A 15051-nucleotide genomic window follows, 5' to 3' on the forward strand; every position below is an offset into this window, starting at 1 on the left:
CGGGCAACGTCAGTGCTTCGGACCGTTCCTCAGAGATTCGGCGGCTTCACGAGCCGTGTCCCTGATCTCTTCTGCGGCTTGTCTGCCCTCGGCCTGGATCTTGTCGGTCTTGCCTTCGGCCTCCAGTCCTTTGTCACTGCTGGCCTTGCCTGCGGCAGATTTCGCGGAGCCCTTGAGCTTGTCGACTTCGGGGGAGCTGTCGTTCATCTTTCTTCCTTTCGCGTGCATGACCGGTCTCGCGCAAGCAGGCGGGATCCGATGCGATGGGAGATTCTGTGTGAGACGTGTCCGGCTACCTGTGCCTCAGCTGTTGATCAGCAGCAGGATCTTGCCGTGGTCGAGCTTCTCTTCGAGGTCGTCGGACTCGTTCGACGTGAAGCCGAACTCCTCGAAGATCGCACGCAGCTCGTCGCCCTTCTTGTCGTACCGGGTGCCCACGAGATTGCTGAGATCGTCGGGTTCGTTGGCGTTGACGCTGCCTGCGACGCGGTCGGTGCGGTCATCGTCATGGGAGATGACGAAGAGGTCATCCTTGGCGATGCCCGCTGCCGCCTGGCGCTTCACTTCATCCATCAGTGCGGTATCGTCCTGGAATTCTTTGACTGCGGGTTTCATGTCGACTCCTTTCATGTTTACGACGTAATCACGCTAACAGACACTGTGGGTCTGTGCGAAGAGCCTACGGCGAATTTTGCAGGGGGTTCTCGTCGCCGCGGACCCGATGTAGCCTGGACGGCATAGCGTAAAAGTGTTTACGCGCTAATCGCGCCTCAGGGGTGAAAGGAGGTCTTGGGCTGTGTGACATCTGAGGTGAGCGAGCAGGTTCAACATTTGTCAACTCGGGCAGGGAGGATCCCATGGCCCAGAATCGTCTGACCAGAAACGACATCGTGCGAGCGGCGATCACCTTCGTCGACGCACACGGACTCGATGCGCTGACCATGCGACGACTCGGGCAGTCCCTGGGGGTCGAAGCCATGGCCTTGTATCGGCATGTCTCCGGACGCGAAGATCTTCTCGAAGCGATGGTCGAAGCTCTCATCGACAGTCTGTTCGACAACCGGCTGATGAGGCAGACACCGTCGTCGTGGGAGGACTATCTCCAGAGGGTGGCCAATACGACGAAAGAACTGGCGCTCGATCATCCCGGGATCTTTCCCCTGATCGCCACGCAACCGTCCCAAGCCCCGTGGCTGCGTCCTCCATTGCGCAGCCTGCGCTGGGTCGAAGAGTTCCTCTCCACACTGCAGCAATTCGAGTTCTCCGATGCGGCCGCGGTCGGTGCCTACAAATCGTTCACCAGCTTTCTCATCGGGGATCTGCTCCTGCAAGTCCATTCCACGAATTTCGCCATCACCGACGAAGACGATCACGACAGGCCCGATGACGACTCCGACTTATCGGAGTATCCCACCGTGAACGAGCTGAGTGACCTGCTCAGCGAAGATCATCGCCAACGCCAGTTCGACGATGCCCTCGACGAACTCATCGAACGCATCCGCCTCTCACCAACCAATTAGCCATACCCTCAGACAGCTCACTGAGCTGAGAAGGATCAATATGCTCGACACCTCTTCAGAGGCCCTCCAGGTCCTTCTCGTGGCCGACCCGGGCCTGCCCAGCCGCCGAGCGGCCGCTATTCATCAACGACTCGAAAGGCTTCTGCAAGACGCGTATGGGGTCACAACGACCTTGTACACGGCGACTGACACCATCCGTTTGACACCGGAAAGCGAACTCGACCTCAGCGCTGTCGAGGACCTTCGGGCCGACTACCCGGACGTCAACATCGTTCTGATCCTCACCGAGATCCCGCGCCATACTCAGGGCGACCCGCTGATCGCCGAGGTCCATTCCGACAGCAACTTAGCGATCGTGTCCTGTCCCACTCTTGGCGCATGGTCGACCAAGCGCCGCATCATCAAAGTGCTGATGAGTTCGGTCAACAAGTTGGTGCCGTGGGATCCCGAAGACACGACCCGCCGGTTTCTGCTGCGCTGGTCCGACTGGTCGAGGAACGAAGACGCACAGCACCAGTCGCTGCACGCCCACACCTTCACTGGAGGCCCACGTCTGGTTCTGGGAATGACGATGGCCAACGACCCGTGGCGCACCGTCCCGAAGCTTTCTGGAGCCCTCGCCGCGGCATCGGCCACAGGAGCTTTCGGCATCTTCTACAGTTCGATCTGGCAGATGTCGACCTATCTGTCCACCACGCGGCTGCTGTCGATCGGCGCGGCCGCCATCCTGGTCATGGTCACCTGGCTGATCATCAACCACAAACTCTGGGACGAACCACGCAGCGATAGCCTGGCCACGGTGGTGATGTACTACAACCTCTCGACCGTCCTGACCCTGCTGATCACCGTGCTCGCGCTCTACGCGGGACTGGTCGGCCTCATTCTGCTGGGCGGTCTCATCGTCATCGATCCCGAGTTCATGACGGCCCAGATCCAGCAGAAGGCGATGGTCGCCAACTATCTCGACCTCGCCTGGCTCAGCGCAGCGATGGGCGTCGTCGCCGGCGGTATCGGCGCAAGCTTCGACTCCGACGTAGATGTGAAGCGACTGACTCACGGACAGCGGATGCGACAGCGGGTATACACCGACAATGACCCGGACACAGATGATGTCAGCCAGACCGCCTGATGGCTGATAAGGACCTGCCCGACGATTTCAGAAAGACTCGACATGAACACACAGCATCGGTTAGACGTCACTGGGATGATTTCGGCGCCTCTGGGCTCCTGGCGCGACGAACCTGCCTGCCGCGACGAGCTCAGGAAGCTGGTCACCAGCAATGCGCAGACCGCTGACAAGGTTCGCGCCTTGAGTCGATTTCTCGAACTCACCGGGACGTCGTCTCAGATGCGGCAGTGGGAGTCGCTGCTCGAAGTGGCGGCCGTCGATGTCGCTGTCGCTCGGATGCTCGAACCCCATGTGGATGCGCTGGGCATCCTTGCCGAAGCCGGACACGACGCACCCGATGGCTCGACCTGGGGGGTCTACGCCGCCGAGTCTCCAGCTCACGTCCTCACCGTGTGTGCAGATGGCGAACAGGCCGTGATCGTTGGGGAAAAAGCCTGGTGTTCCTTGGCGGGCGAACTCTCCCACGCGATCGTCATCGCCGGCAGCGGCAGAGGATCGTACGCCTGTGCCGTGGACCTCAGGAATCGCGGAGTGCAGGTCCAGCCGACTGCGTGGCCGAGCGTGGGGCTGCAGGAGATCCCAAGCGGAAGTGTCGCATTCACGAAAACGCCCGTCACCGTCCTCGGTCCGCCGAACTGGTACCTGGATCGACCTGCGTTCGCGTGGGGAGGCATCCGAGTGGCAGCGTGCTGGTTCGGCGCAGCCGTGGGACTGGCAAGAAACGCCGTGCGGCGGCACAGCAAGCGCTCCAACCCATCCACAGTCGGTGAGATGCTGATCGGTCAGCTCGAGGCTGAGATCTTCTCGATTCGTAGCGTCTTCGCGCAGGCAGCGGCCGCAGCCGACGGGAGTGACGAGTACTCCCGTGCACGTGCCTGGACCGTGGCCCTGACAGTGCGCAATATCGTCTACTCAGGAGTTCGCCGGATCCAGCACCTGAGTCGCGAAATCGCGGGACCGGCGGCGCTGACAGGCGATGTCGGCTTCGCCAAAGCCGACGCTGACCTCACCGTCTACATCAGTCAGCACCACGGTCCACGCGATGAAGCCGCTCTCGGCACGGAACTGCGCACGAAGGTCGACCACAATGGGTTTTGACCATCGTGACACCGGTACGCCCGAAGCCTGTTGGAGGGAAGCCGGTGTGCAGGATCTTCCCGCGCTCGGGGTCGAGGCCATGCCTGCCGGGGCCACGTTCATCATCCTTGCCGCACATCCGGACGATGAGGCCCTTGGAGCCGCCGGCCTGCTGGCCCGCCTGCGCCGGTCCGCTCATCGAGTCGTCGTCCTGCTCTTCACCGCAGGGGAACGATCCCATCCGGCGTCTCCCACCCACTCGACGAAGGAACTCAGAGAGATGCGTCTGCGCGAGTTCGATGCGGCACTGGATCTGTTTGATCACGAGCGTCTGTCCCGCCGTTTCGTGGGGTTGCCTGATGGGCAGCTGGACGCATTCAGCCAGAGGATCGTCGACGAGATCGCGGTCGAAGTGGACCAGCACCAGGGGCACGTCGTGCTCGTCTCACCCTACAGCCGGGACGGACATGGCGATCATGAGGCGATCGGAGCGGCAGCCCTGCAGCTGGGGCGTGACCGCCACACGACGGTGCTCGAGTACCCGATCTGGTACTGGCATTGGGCAGACCCCGCCGACGAGGCGTGGCGCAGCTGGTCGTTTCTGCCCGATCCAGCGAACTTCGACAGGCAGGCAGTGTTCGATTGCTATCCCTCGCAGGTCTCAGCGCTATCCGATCAGCCCGGAGACGAAGCAATCGTCGGCCCCGCTCATCTCGACCATTTCCGTCGTGGCGGAGACACCTTCGCGGTCTCGGACTTCCGCGCCGCCGCGACTCCGGTTTCCTGCGGCGGCGGCAGCTCACAGACGCTCCACGACGCCAGTGCGGCCTCTGCGGTCTTCGACGAAGTCCACGTTCAACGGTGTGACCCCTGGCAGGTGTGGAGTTCCGAATATGAGATCGCCAAACGCAGGAATCTCCTCACCCATCTGCCTGCGGTTCCGTACGCTCATATCCTTGAGATCGGCTGCTCGGTCGGCGCTCTGACCCATGAGCTCGCTGGTGTCGGGGCGCAGGTGACGGCAGTCGATGCGAGTTCGCAGGCTCTGCGAATCGCCAGACGCCGAGGGGCTGCGCCTTCATCGGCAATCAACTTCGTCCATGCCACCATTCCCTTCGAGTGGCCCCAGGGCACTTTCGACTGCGTCGTGCTGTCGGAGACCGGCTTCTACCTCAGTCGTTCCCAGCTCTTCGACACCTTGGAGAAGATCGATGGCTCGACAACGGTTCGTTTCGTCCTCGTGCTCTGCCACTGGAGGGGAGAGATCGACGATTGGCCACTGGATGCCGATGAAGTGCATCGCATCTGCTTAGGCGCCTGGCCTCGTCATCGGATCGAACACCGGTATGAAGGGGATTATCGTCTGGACATCATCACGATCGAAAAGGATTTCCGCCCATCCGCGGCCGAGGGGCACGCATGATCACGCGTTTGGGTGTGATCATCCCGGCTCATAATGAGGAGGAAGACATCCTCGGGTGCCTCGAGTCGGTGCAGCGATCGCGCTCATGCGCTGTCGAGAGAGGCATCAACTGTCGGTTTCGAGTACTTGTCGTGGCAGATGCCTGCACCGATGCCACGGAGGGCATCGTCGAGGATTTCGCCGCCCGACATCGCGACGTCTTCGTCCTCGCGACCTCTTTTCAGTCCGTGGGTCGAGCCCGCGACTTCGGATGGAGGCACTTCATGCGAAAAGAGAAATCGACGACAGAGCAAGACTCCGACTCGGCGTGGATCGCATTCACAGACGCCGACAGCAGAGTGCCCGAACATTGGATCACCACACATCTTGAACTCGCCGCTACAGGTGTCGATTGCCTGGTGGGCACTGTGGCCCCACGCCCGGAGACAGCATCGACCGAACTGATCGCAGCTTGGCATGCCAACCACGAACTGCTCGAGAACCACCCGTACATATTCGGAGCGAACATGGGTCTGCGCGCCGGCGTGCTCGAAGCCATGGGCGGCGTACCGCCGCTGGTGTGCGGTGAGGACGAGGCAATCGTCGACGCGGTGCTGCGGGAGGGCGGAGATATCCGCAGAACCGACGACTGCAGAGTGCTCACGTCTGCTCGTCTGTCCGGTCGCACGCGCGGCGGATTCAGCAGCTATCTGCGGCAGCTGAGCTGAAGCGGTGGTGCCTTCCGGTCCCGAAGATCGGGGCGCTTACGGGGCGGTGGCGCTCTGGTCCTGACTCGTTCTCCACCTGCACGTGAGGCGCCCCTCCGGAGAGAGACGCCTCACGTGACGGTGCGAGCAGATCAGGCGAAGATGCTCACCCCTCCTGGCCCCACGAGGCAGCCGACGACGATGAGGACGACGCCCCAAAGAATCTGCTTACGCAAGATCGCGAAGACGCCCGAGACGACGAGCAGCGCTGCGAGGATCCATAGGACAATAGCCATAATTTCTCTTCCTTATCGGTTTCGCTGTGAGCGTGGCACCACCGGATCGATGGCCGGTGCGGAATCTGATCAACGCCGAGGCTGAGCGCAGCGACGTCGGAGAGCTGCCTTTCACTTGGCCGGCCGAAGGGTGCGATTCCATGTGCCTTTGCATCCTCCGAGTCTGCCGACCTCAAACAGCACTCGCCGAGAAGATTACAGCGTAAACACCGCGAACGATACCTCCTCCTTCACAGAGGGGTCGTCTTCGCGGCCACAGCGGAGTGAGAGAGGCGATCGGTCCCGACCCCCGTATGACGAAGAATGTGGACGGTACGAGGCAGGCGTGACAGGCTGATGTGATGCGTACACTCACGGTCCTCGGAGCCTCGGCCGCCCACCCCGTCCCAGGGGAGGCTTGCAGCGGCTATTTCCTTGACTGGGATGGGTTCCGACTTGTGCTCGATCTCGGCTATGGCACGTTCCCGCGCCTGTTGAGTCATGTGCCAGATGCTGAGATCGATGCGGTTGTCATCACTCACGAACACCCTGACCACTGCATCGATCTTCACGCGCTGTTCCGTTTCCGTCAGTATGCCGAGACACCGACGAAGAAGCTGCCGCTGTACTGCCCCGCCGGAGTCATCGACCGCCTCGGCGCTGTGGAACCAGGCCTCGACATGACCTCGGCATTCGACATCCATCTGCTGCCTGGGCACTTCGAAGTCGGGCCTTTGAGGCTCAGCTCCGTGTCTTTGCCGCATTTCGTGCCCAATTACGGAGTTCGCCTCGAGACCGCGACGGCAGCGGTCGCCTTCACCGGAGACACCGGACCGCATCCGGGACTCGCTGATCTCGGTCGCGCAGCCGATCTCTACATCGTTGATGCCACCGACCGACCCGGCGAGCAGGACAGCACCCGCCGCAACCTATTGACTGCTTCCGAAGCCGGTGAGTGGGCTCAGAGAGCCGGTGCCAAGCGGCTGCTTCTCACCCATTTCTGGCCAGGCAATGACCGTTCAGCGTCCGCTGAAGATGCAGGCGAGCACTTCGATGGAGAGGTCCTCACCGCCGAACCCGACTTGCGCATAGCTTTCTGACCGCTCGCACCGGCAACCGCGGCGGAGGGCCGTTGGCAGCTGACCGCCGAGACACAGAGATGGCCGGCACGCGTCACCGCCCGACATTGCCGGCGAGGACGCCGACCAAGGTCAGGACCATGGCGATGGCCAGAGCGATCGCCGAGGCGACGAAGGCGGCGGCGATATGCTCGCTCAGCGCCGCTGCGACGACGGCCGGTCCGACGATCTGACCGATGCTGTACCAGGACGTCAGCTTCGCCGAGGCGTTCGCGACTCCCAGCTGCGTGCCGACGCCGATCGTCATCATGACCACCCCGATGAAGGTGAAGCCGAAGAGGGCTGCGGCGATGATGAGCACGACTGGGGAGGAGCCGAAGACGGCGAGCAGGGCACCGAATACCTGGAGGCAGTAGCAGAGCGTCAGAGCCTTGACCGTGCCGATGCGGGCGGCGACGGCTGACCACGTCAGGGGAGAGGCCGCCGTCGCGATTCCGGCGATGAGCCACGTCGAGGCGGCCGCGGTGGCGCCGAAGACGGGGCCGGCGAGCACGACGAGATAGGTGCCGATGATGATGTAGCCGCCGCCTTGGAAGAAGTAGCCGGTGGAGAGGACGGCCATGGCTCGCCGACGGTTGGCGTCGAAGGGGGTGGCCGCCTCGGCGGGATCGTCGGTGTTGGGTCTGGTGGTGTCTGCGGGGGAGCGGTTGGTGGTGGTATCGGTCGGGTCGGCGAGGGTGGGGTGTTGTGGGATCCGGGCGGGGATGGGCCACGTCCAGGCGATGATCGAGAATACCGCGGACACAGCCGCGCAGATGAGCCACAGCTGACGCCAGTCGGCGAAGCTCCCGGCGGCGAGCACGATCGCTCCGGAGACGAGGATGCCGAAGCCGACTCCGCCGTAGGAGATGCCGCCGTCGCGGGGCCGGCGGGAGTTCGCGGGTATCCGTTGGGTCACGCACACGAAGATCAGCCCCGAGGCGATGCCGGCGATCGTGCGGATGCCGCCCTGCCAGATGAGGTTCGGGGTTAAGGCGACCGCGGCGAGACCCAGAGTGGAGACGATGAGGCTGAGGCGGTAGACGAAGCGGTTGGGTTCGACCCAGCCTTGGGCGATGACGAGGGTGCCGATGAAGTAGCCGACGTAGTTCAGCGTCGCGATCCATGCGCCGGGAGCCGAACTCCAGTGGAGGGCTGCGACCATGAGGGGCAGGGCCGGGGTATAGAAGAACCGGCCCATGCCCATCGCCACCGACATACCCAAGGCCCCGCGGATGGGGGTGAGGGAGGGCCGGGCGACGTTGTCGGGCATGGCGGTTCCTCTCCTCGGGTGGGCTCAGGTGGCGTGATCTTCACCCTTACGATGCCATGGGCGTGGGGCGGGCGCCTCGGCGGGTGGGGTATTCGGACGGGAGGCCTCCCGAAGGCACTGTGGAAGTTGTCGATTCTGCGGGGACAGGGCAGAGTTATCGGAGTGAACCTCAGAAGGAGTATCCAGGGCAGCGTGGTGGCGCTCGCCCTCGTGCTGTCGGGATGTTCGTGGTTCGATTCGGACGGTTCGTCGTCCTCGAATCAGTCCCCGGAGCCGAGTCCCACGCCGACCGAATTCGAGCAGGCGAATGTTGACAGCGCCTCGGGTGATGCCGCATCGATCACCGCGACCGCTGAACAGACGGGACCGAGCTTCAGGTCCGACAACATCGGAGTCTCCTTCGAAGCCACCGACCTTGCCGACCCGCGGCTCGACCCGGCGAAGTCCAACCTCGACGAGCAGCTGAAAGCGCTCGGGTCTCCGGCACTGCGGTTCGCCGGCAATGCCCTCGACCGGAGGACGTTCTGGACGTCGAAGGGGGAGGCGCCGAAGCACGGCGAGAAGACCACGATCACTCCTGATGACCTCAAGAGGCTGAAGAAGCTCGTCGATGCCACCGGGTCGACGGTCACCCTCGGCGTTCCCCTCGGTGTCTACGATCCGGAGCGGGGAGCCGACATGGCCGCGCATGCGGTCGACATCCTCGGCGATTCGCTCATCGGTCTGGGGATCGGGAACGAGCCCAATGGCTATACCGTCGACGATGTTCCCGACGGTGCCGTCCGGGAGGACGGCTGGAACGAAGACAAGTACGTCAGGCAGCTCGAGGCGTATGCCAAGGCGATCCATGCGAAACGGCCCGAGGCGCCGATCATCGGTCCCGATGTCTACGACGGGGCGTGGATGACGGCCTTCTTGGACTCTGATGTCAAGAACAAGACCGCGCTCGCGCAGCATTGGTATCAGCTCTACGACTGTGATTCGTCGAAGGTGCCGGGGCGCGGTCCGCAGGCGCCGAACCTCATCGTCCCGCTGGCGAAAGAGGCGGCGAAGAAGAACCTCGGCATCGGGAAGTCAAAGGCCGATGCGGCCGGTGTGCCGCTGTGGCTCGAGGAGACCGGGCCGACGAGCTGCCCGGGGACGAATGACACGTCGCTGACGAACGCCTCGGCGCTGTGGGCGGCCGATTACACACTGTATGCGGCCACGCTCGGAGTCGAGCGCATGGCCATGCATTCGATGCTTGGTGCGTGCAATGGGGGAGCGCCGATGTCGCTCATCTGTGATCCGGCCGATCACGGGGACCGGTCGAATGCGTTTCAAGTTCGTCCGAATATGTTGGGGCTGCGGCTGTTGGTGCCGAGTGTCGGTGGGCATTTCACTAAGACCTCGGTTTCCGGCGGTGGGAATATGAGCGCCTATACCGTGGTCAAGAACGACGGCCGCACCCTGGTCACGACGGTGATCAACGCGAACGACGCGGCATCGGTGGGTGGGAATCCTGTGACGCTGTCGATGCCTTCGGGGTTTGCTGTCGACTCGGCCTCGCAGGTTTATGGGGAGTCGAATGATGTGAAGGGTGCGACTCAGGTGGTTCCGGCGAATCCGCTGCCTGACTCAGTTCCTTTCAGTGGGGATGGGGCGGCGGCTTCGGCTTCTGGTGGGGCTTCTTCGTCGGCTGGGGAGTCGGCATCGAGTTCGCCGGATGCGTCCGGGGCGTCGGACGCTCAGAGCGGCGGCATGGGCGATGACGGGAAGCTGCGGATCGACTTGGCCGGGAGCTCGGTGACGGTGTTCGTGATGACCAAGGGGTGAACGCTGGAAAGGCTGTGGCACGCCGTCAGCGCTGGTCAGCGATGACATCCAGTGACGGCTGCCGACCCGATTCCACATGCGCAAGCATGTAGGCGGCGGCCAGCCTGTCCTGACCTGAGTGAATCGACTCGTAGATCTGATGATGTTCATGGGATTGGATTTCCGCGCTTCGGTCGGCAGTCTGTGCGAAGAGCCACCTGGTGCGAGCGAGCACCGGTGCCATAGCATCGGTGAGCATATGGTGTCGGGCGGCGAGGACCAGCTCGGTGTGGAACTCGGAGTTCGCAAGCAGGATGGCCTGGGCATCAGCCGAATCGGTCGCCTCCTGTGCCTTTTCCATTGCGTGGTCGAGCCCTTCGTGTCGCTCCCCAGCTCGGTACCTGCGCGCGGCGGCGCCTGCAGCCAGAGGTTCGAGTGCGGTTCTCAAATCAAAGAGCTCATCGACGTCCTGAGTCGACATCTCGCGCACGATAGCCCCGCGCCGCGGCTGAATAGTGACAAATCCCTGAAACTCCAGATTCCGAAGTGCCTCACGTACGGGCACGCGCGAGACACCCAGTTCGACGGAGAGCTCTCGTTCTCGCAGGCGGCATCCTGGTTCATATCTGCCTGAAATGATGCCTTCGCGAACGGCGATTTCGGCCTGTTCGGTCAGACTTCCCGCGCGGGATTCAGGCATCGATATCCACGACCGTCCCGGCTTTTGACGCCGCAGCAGCTTCCAGGATGACGTTGACGATGGCTGTGTCCTGGAGACCTACGCCGACAGAATTGTAGAGAGTGATATCTTCAGACGTTCGGCGGCCAGCGACCTCCCCGCGCAGTACCCTGCTGAGTTCCGAAACGATTTCGGGCAGTCGACCGTCTTCGCCCCTGGCCAGCAGATAGTCTCCGGACTCGTGAGCCACTGTGTCCAGATGATCGACGAACACCTGGCTGCGATCGAAGGCATCCGCGTCGACTTCTCGATCGGTTGGTCGCGGACGGGCCCCGACCACGTTGATATGCTGTCCTGGCCGCAACCACGAACCCTTGACCACGGGTGTCACGCTGGGCGTCAGCGTGCAGATGATCTCGCTGCGAGAGACTACGTCTTCGGGTGCAGACGCGTTGGAGACTCGGGGCATGGTGCCATCATTCCAGACTTTCTCCAGTTGAGTATGAAATCGCTGCATTGACTCTCGCGTTCTGCTCCACACGACAACAGTCTCCAAAGGTCTTACGCGATTGACAGCTCGGACATGTTCGACCGCCAGCGCCCCTGCACCAATGAGGCCAAGAACGGAAGCTTCGGGGCGAGCAAGAGCATCGGTGGCAACGGCAGATACTCCCGCAGTGCGCACGCGAGTGGGCACTCCACCGTGCAGGATGGCTCTCACCTCGCCAGAGTTCCGATCGATGACGGTGATCGCTGAGCGTTGCGACGGTAGCCCGAGTCTCGCATTCTTTGGGCTGTCCATGAGGGTCTTGCTCGTGACGATATCTGACACGAGGTCAGCGCCGATCATCGGGACGAACGCTGAATCGTCGTCCAATCGCAGCGCGTGGGGAGCCACCGTCAGCGCGCTCTCGCTCTGTCGACTCAGCACCTCCCGCAGAGAAGCAATGGTCGCGTCGGTGTCGACCAACGCTTCGAGGTCGGAACGGGTGAGGATCAGCATAAGCGCTCCAATGGAAATGTCGGAGGGAAGATTTCATCGGTCGAGCGCCCCAATGGATCGCGAACGGCGTACCCTTCGCGCAATTTCTCAAAGACCGCCTGTGCCTCGGCCCTCAGCATGTCGAGATCGATGCCCGGAATCACCCCGTCTCGCATGACTGTCTGTCCTGCGACCATGGAGAACACGGCATTTCTTCCGGTACCGGCTAGGACTAATGTGCGCAGCGGGTCATCGTGGACGCCGTCGAGGAAGTCACTGAGAGAGAATGCGGTGAAATCGGCTGTGGCGCCCGGTTCGATGGTTCCGAGATCCCGGCGATTCAGCGCGGCTGCGCCGCCGCTCGTCGCTGCATTGATGTACTGAGACACATCGGCCGACCCGTATCCGAACCGCGCCTTTGCAGCGTGCACTCCGACATCGATGCCGCGGATGAGATCCGGTGGGAACGAGTCAGTGCCCATGGCCATAGTGACTCCTGCCGCGTTGTAGTCGCTGAGCGTGTGGAGGACTTCTCCGTAGCGGAATGATGTCAGCGGGCAGTGGATCACACTGGCCCGGGCTGCAGCGAGTCGGCGCAGATCCGCAGATTCTTTGGCGGGGGTCTCGAGTCCTCCCAGCCGTGGGTGGCGATCCGTCCACAGTGCATGCGGTATGAGGAGACGCTCATTGAGCAGGCCCACCTGCTCGATCAGCTGCAACGGGGTCAGGTCGCTGCGTTCCTGAATGAGTTCGCGCTCCCATCCCTGTTGCAAACTGTGGAGGCGCACCAGAAGATGGCGCTTTTCTGCTTCTGCCGCGGTTGCGCGGAGGAGCTCGTCGCTCATCGTCTCTATGCGGCACGGCAGAAGGACCGGGTGGATGAGCGGGTCTGCCGCGGCCGTGATCTCGTCAGCGAACTCGAGTGCTCGCCTCAAGCCGGCTTCACCGCGGTTTTCGTCATCGACCAAGGAACGGGAGATTCGTCCGTTCGAATCTGCGGCTGCGGCAACTACCGATGATCGATAGGACGGGCCAAGCCACCCTCTGAGTCCCAATTGTTTCGAGACGCGGGCCAGTTCCCGCAGTTCGTCTGTCGATTCATCCCATTCGAGATGGACTTCCGAAGCGATGGGCATATAGCTGGTGATCCCGTGCAGAGCGAGCTGGACGAGGCCGAATGTACGAAGAGTTGTGCGTTCCTCAGGTGTGAGCACGTTCGAGGGGCGCGAAGTCCAGTGGTCGACGGAGCCCGACAGAAGGAGGGAATTTTCAGGGTCGTGCCATGAATCGAGGAGCAGGTGGTCGATGTCAACTAAGGCATCGAGGTCGATGAGGCCTGGAAGCATAACCACTTCGCCGAGGTCCATGATTGTCTGAGTCAATGGCCGAGTGTGTGAGATGCCGACAATGGTCTGGTCGCGAACGTGAACGTAGCCATCCTTCACCCAGTGCCGATGAGCACCGGAGCCCGCCAGGATGTGCTGTGCACGAATTGAGAAATCCATACTCTAGGTATACCAGATGGAATGTGACTATTGTAACGTGATGCGAGATATGCAATGATTCATGCGGAACAAGCGGAAACTGTTCGCTCCATTCACATCGATTGGTATACAAATGACACAGTCGTCATCATCTGTTTCGAGTACTGGCTCGGCTGGATCTATGCCCGAAAAGGCTGGGCTGAAGCACTGGGTTGTCTCGGTCGGACTGGGGTTCGCCATCTCCCTCGTCGCGATCGTCATCGGTGAGCACACCATCAGAATCGGGCCAGCGGCAATCGTGCTGTTTCCTATCATCTGGGCAGTTCTCATCGGCGCAATCGTCGGGCTCCAGAAAATTCTGCCGATCACTGGACGGGTCCGTGCAGTCGGTGAGCCGCAGATTCGCATAGGAATCGTTCTGTTCCTTGCGCTTCTCGGCATGGGCATCGGGCCCTCTATCGGCAAGGTCACCAACCTCGGGCCTGCGATCCTGCTGCAGGAAGTCGGCCACATCTTCGGCACTGTCATCATTGCGTTGCCGATTGCAGTGGGACTGCGCATGGGGCGGTCGGCGATAGGGGCGAGTTGGTCTGTCGATCGTGAGTCATTTCTGGCTTTCGCCATTGAACGGTTCGGAACTCGATCACCGGAGTATCGGGGCGTCTTCGGAGTGTGGATCTTCGGATCACTCTTCGGTGCGCTCTACATCTCGCTGATTGCAGGACTGCTGGGCAGCCTCGATATTCTCCACCCTCTGGCTCTCGCTCTGGGACTCGGGCTCGGGTCGTCATCGATGATGCTGGGCGGGGTCGGGGCCCTGTCTGTCCTCTATCCATCTCAAGCAACTGAAATCATGGCGTTGGCAGGATTGTCCAACCTCGTCACCAATATCGTCGGATTCTATGCAGGCGTTTTCCTCTCACTGCCGCTGGCGCGCAAGCTGTATCTGTTTTGGACCAGGATCTGGAGGCGTCCCACGGTTGAGATCGAGGAAGCGAAGCTGGTTGCTCGGGGAGCTGTTCCCGATGGCGATGCCTCCCGGGCGGAGAATACTCGCCGGGGCTCCGCCGGCGATGTCTCTGAGGTTCCCTCAGACGATGGCGGGGCAGTAAAAGCAGAAGGGGCAGCACCTTCGGACCCGCCCGAACCCACCGGGCGGAAAGTCTCGCTATTCGTCTACGCCAGCGCAGGAGGACTCGGACTCCTGCTCAATGCGATCGGGACAGGTGCATTCGAGCCTCGACAGCTGCTCGGCACGGTCTTCCTGCTGGCGCTAACAGCTATGTCGTTCCAAATGGCACGATGGGTTCCGGCCGTTCCGGCAAGCGTCTGGGTTCTGGGACTCGCGACGATTATCAGCGCCCCCTTCGTGCCCTTCTCCGCTTCTCTTACCGGCCTGGTCGACGGTATGGACGTGATGTTGTTCGGCCTCCTGCAACTGGCACTCATCGGTTTGAGCCTGGGGCGTGACGTGAAGGCGGTCAAGCAGCTCAGCTGGCGTGTAGTTGTCATCGCTCTCATCACCTTAACCAGCTCGTTCGTCGTCGCTGCCGTTCTCGCTCAGACAGTGCTGCATCTCTGACTTCAGGTCTCGATCGACTGGAGCCCACC

At 62.0% G+C, this 15051-nt stretch carries 15 protein-coding genes; 8 read left to right on the forward strand and 7 right to left on the reverse strand.

Going from position 1 to position 15051, the window contains the following annotated elements; translation table 11 throughout:
- Nucleotides 1-9: 9 nt before the first annotated feature.
- Both QYM46_RS03125 and QYM46_RS03130 read right to left on the reverse strand, forming a co-directional pair.
- Nucleotides 10-207, reverse strand: coding sequence for a CsbD family protein (locus tag QYM46_RS03125; protein WP_432790821.1), 198 nt, complete (start codon nt 205-207; stop codon nt 10-12).
- A 96-nt stretch (nt 208-303) separates the two neighbouring features.
- Nucleotides 304-615, reverse strand: coding sequence for a general stress protein (locus tag QYM46_RS03130; protein WP_039209161.1), 312 nt, complete (start codon nt 613-615; stop codon nt 304-306).
- Between the two features lie 242 nt (nt 616-857).
- Between QYM46_RS03130 and QYM46_RS03135 the strand changes: the two genes are divergently transcribed.
- From QYM46_RS03135 to QYM46_RS03155, 5 genes are all read left to right on the forward strand, one after another.
- Nucleotides 858-1520 carry a TetR/AcrR family transcriptional regulator gene (locus QYM46_RS03135; RefSeq protein WP_432790822.1) on the forward strand — a complete coding sequence of 221 codons (663 nt, stop codon included), beginning with the start codon at nt 858-860 and terminating at the stop codon, nt 1518-1520.
- A gap of 79 nt (nt 1521-1599) precedes the next feature.
- Nucleotides 1600-2649, forward strand: coding sequence for a hypothetical protein (locus QYM46_RS03140; RefSeq protein ID WP_432790823.1), 1050 nt, complete (start codon nt 1600-1602; stop codon nt 2647-2649).
- 42 nt (nt 2650-2691) lie between these two features.
- Nucleotides 2692-3747, forward strand: coding sequence for a hypothetical protein (locus QYM46_RS03145; RefSeq protein WP_432790824.1), 1056 nt, complete (start codon nt 2692-2694; stop codon nt 3745-3747).
- Nucleotides 3737-5149, forward strand: a complete 1413-nt coding sequence (locus QYM46_RS03150; RefSeq protein WP_432790825.1) for a PIG-L family deacetylase — start codon at nt 3737-3739, stop codon at nt 5147-5149. Before QYM46_RS03145 ends, QYM46_RS03150 begins: the two co-directional genes overlap by 11 nt.
- Nucleotides 5146-5856, forward strand: a complete 711-nt coding sequence (locus tag QYM46_RS03155; RefSeq protein WP_432790826.1) for a glycosyltransferase — start codon at nt 5146-5148, stop codon at nt 5854-5856. The genes QYM46_RS03150 and QYM46_RS03155 overlap by 4 nt, the downstream gene beginning before the upstream one ends.
- A gap of 131 nt (nt 5857-5987) precedes the next feature.
- On the opposite strand, the gene QYM46_RS03160 is transcribed toward QYM46_RS03155, so the two are convergent.
- Nucleotides 5988-6131 carry a GPGG-motif small membrane protein gene (locus tag QYM46_RS03160; RefSeq protein WP_162835624.1) on the reverse strand — a complete coding sequence of 48 codons (144 nt, stop codon included), beginning with the start codon at nt 6129-6131 and terminating at the stop codon, nt 5988-5990.
- A 341-nt stretch (nt 6132-6472) separates the two neighbouring features.
- Here QYM46_RS03160 and QYM46_RS03165 point away from each other — a divergent pair, with 341 nt between their 5' ends.
- Nucleotides 6473-7210: an MBL fold metallo-hydrolase gene (locus tag QYM46_RS03165; protein WP_039209173.1), complete on the forward strand. Its 738-nt coding sequence runs from the start codon at nt 6473-6475 to the stop codon at nt 7208-7210.
- A gap of 73 nt (nt 7211-7283) precedes the next feature.
- Here QYM46_RS03165 and QYM46_RS03170 read toward each other — a convergent pair whose 3' ends face one another.
- Nucleotides 7284-8501 (reverse strand): YbfB/YjiJ family MFS transporter, encoded by a 1218-nt coding sequence (locus tag QYM46_RS03170; protein WP_432790827.1) that lies wholly within the window; start codon nt 8499-8501, stop codon nt 7284-7286.
- 162 nt (nt 8502-8663) lie between these two features.
- Between QYM46_RS03170 and QYM46_RS03175 the strand changes: the two genes are divergently transcribed.
- A complete protein-coding gene (locus tag QYM46_RS03175) occupies nt 8664-10316 on the forward strand; it encodes a hypothetical protein (protein ID WP_432790828.1) in 1653 nt (550 codons plus the stop codon).
- Between the two features lie 25 nt (nt 10317-10341).
- Here QYM46_RS03175 and QYM46_RS03180 read toward each other — a convergent pair whose 3' ends face one another.
- Genes QYM46_RS03180 through QYM46_RS03190 form a run of 3 tightly spaced genes read right to left on the reverse strand, consistent with a single transcriptional unit; the run spans nt 10342 to nt 13461 of the window.
- A complete protein-coding gene (locus QYM46_RS03180) occupies nt 10342-10995 on the reverse strand; it encodes a GntR family transcriptional regulator (protein ID WP_169251294.1) in 654 nt (217 codons plus the stop codon).
- Nucleotides 10988-11977 carry an ornithine cyclodeaminase family protein gene (locus QYM46_RS03185; RefSeq protein WP_169251295.1) on the reverse strand — a complete coding sequence of 330 codons (990 nt, stop codon included), beginning with the start codon at nt 11975-11977 and terminating at the stop codon, nt 10988-10990. Before QYM46_RS03185 ends, QYM46_RS03180 begins: the two co-directional genes overlap by 8 nt.
- Nucleotides 11971-13461, reverse strand: coding sequence for a chlorohydrolase family protein (locus QYM46_RS03190; RefSeq protein WP_432790829.1), 1491 nt, complete (start codon nt 13459-13461; stop codon nt 11971-11973). The genes QYM46_RS03185 and QYM46_RS03190 overlap by 7 nt, the downstream gene beginning before the upstream one ends.
- A gap of 160 nt (nt 13462-13621) precedes the next feature.
- On the opposite strand from QYM46_RS03190, the gene QYM46_RS03195 reads away from it, so the two are divergent.
- On the forward strand, nt 13622-15022 hold the full coding sequence (locus QYM46_RS03195) for a DUF3100 domain-containing protein (protein WP_432790830.1): 1401 nt from the start codon (nt 13622-13624) through the stop codon (nt 15020-15022).
- The last annotated feature ends 29 nt before the right edge of the window (nt 15023-15051 follow it).

This window comes from Brevibacterium sp. K11IcPPYGO002, assembly GCF_050920635.1.
GTDB lineage: Bacteria > Actinomycetota > Actinomycetes > Actinomycetales > Brevibacteriaceae > Brevibacterium.

Excerpts from the sequence above, each read along its gene's own strand:
- QYM46_RS03125 (WP_432790821.1), bottom strand. The coding sequence starts at position 207 with ATGAACGACAGCTCCCCCGAAGTCGACAAGCTCAAGGGCTCCGCGAAA.
- QYM46_RS03130 (WP_039209161.1), bottom strand. The coding sequence starts at position 615 with ATGAAACCCGCAGTCAAAGAATTCCAGGACGATACCGCACTGATGGAT.
- QYM46_RS03135 (WP_432790822.1), top strand. The coding sequence starts at position 858 with ATGGCCCAGAATCGTCTGACCAGAAACGACATCGTGCGAGCGGCGATC.
- QYM46_RS03145 (WP_432790824.1), top strand. The coding sequence starts at position 2,692 with ATGAACACACAGCATCGGTTAGACGTCACTGGGATGATTTCGGCGCCT.
- QYM46_RS03150 (WP_432790825.1), top strand. The coding sequence starts at position 3,737 with ATGGGTTTTGACCATCGTGACACCGGTACGCCCGAAGCCTGTTGGAGG.
- QYM46_RS03155 (WP_432790826.1), top strand. The coding sequence starts at position 5,146 with ATGATCACGCGTTTGGGTGTGATCATCCCGGCTCATAATGAGGAGGAA.
- QYM46_RS03160 (WP_162835624.1), bottom strand. The coding sequence starts at position 6,131 with ATGGCTATTGTCCTATGGATCCTCGCAGCGCTGCTCGTCGTCTCGGGC.
- QYM46_RS03165 (WP_039209173.1), top strand. The coding sequence starts at position 6,473 with ATGCGTACACTCACGGTCCTCGGAGCCTCGGCCGCCCACCCCGTCCCA.
- QYM46_RS03170 (WP_432790827.1), bottom strand. The coding sequence starts at position 8,501 with ATGCCCGACAACGTCGCCCGGCCCTCCCTCACCCCCATCCGCGGGGCC.
- QYM46_RS03180 (WP_169251294.1), bottom strand. The coding sequence starts at position 10,995 with ATGCCTGAATCCCGCGCGGGAAGTCTGACCGAACAGGCCGAAATCGCC.
- QYM46_RS03185 (WP_169251295.1), bottom strand. The coding sequence starts at position 11,977 with ATGCTGATCCTCACCCGTTCCGACCTCGAAGCGTTGGTCGACACCGAC.
- QYM46_RS03190 (WP_432790829.1), bottom strand. The coding sequence starts at position 13,461 with ATGGATTTCTCAATTCGTGCACAGCACATCCTGGCGGGCTCCGGTGCT.
- QYM46_RS03195 (WP_432790830.1), top strand. The coding sequence starts at position 13,622 with ATGCCCGAAAAGGCTGGGCTGAAGCACTGGGTTGTCTCGGTCGGACTG.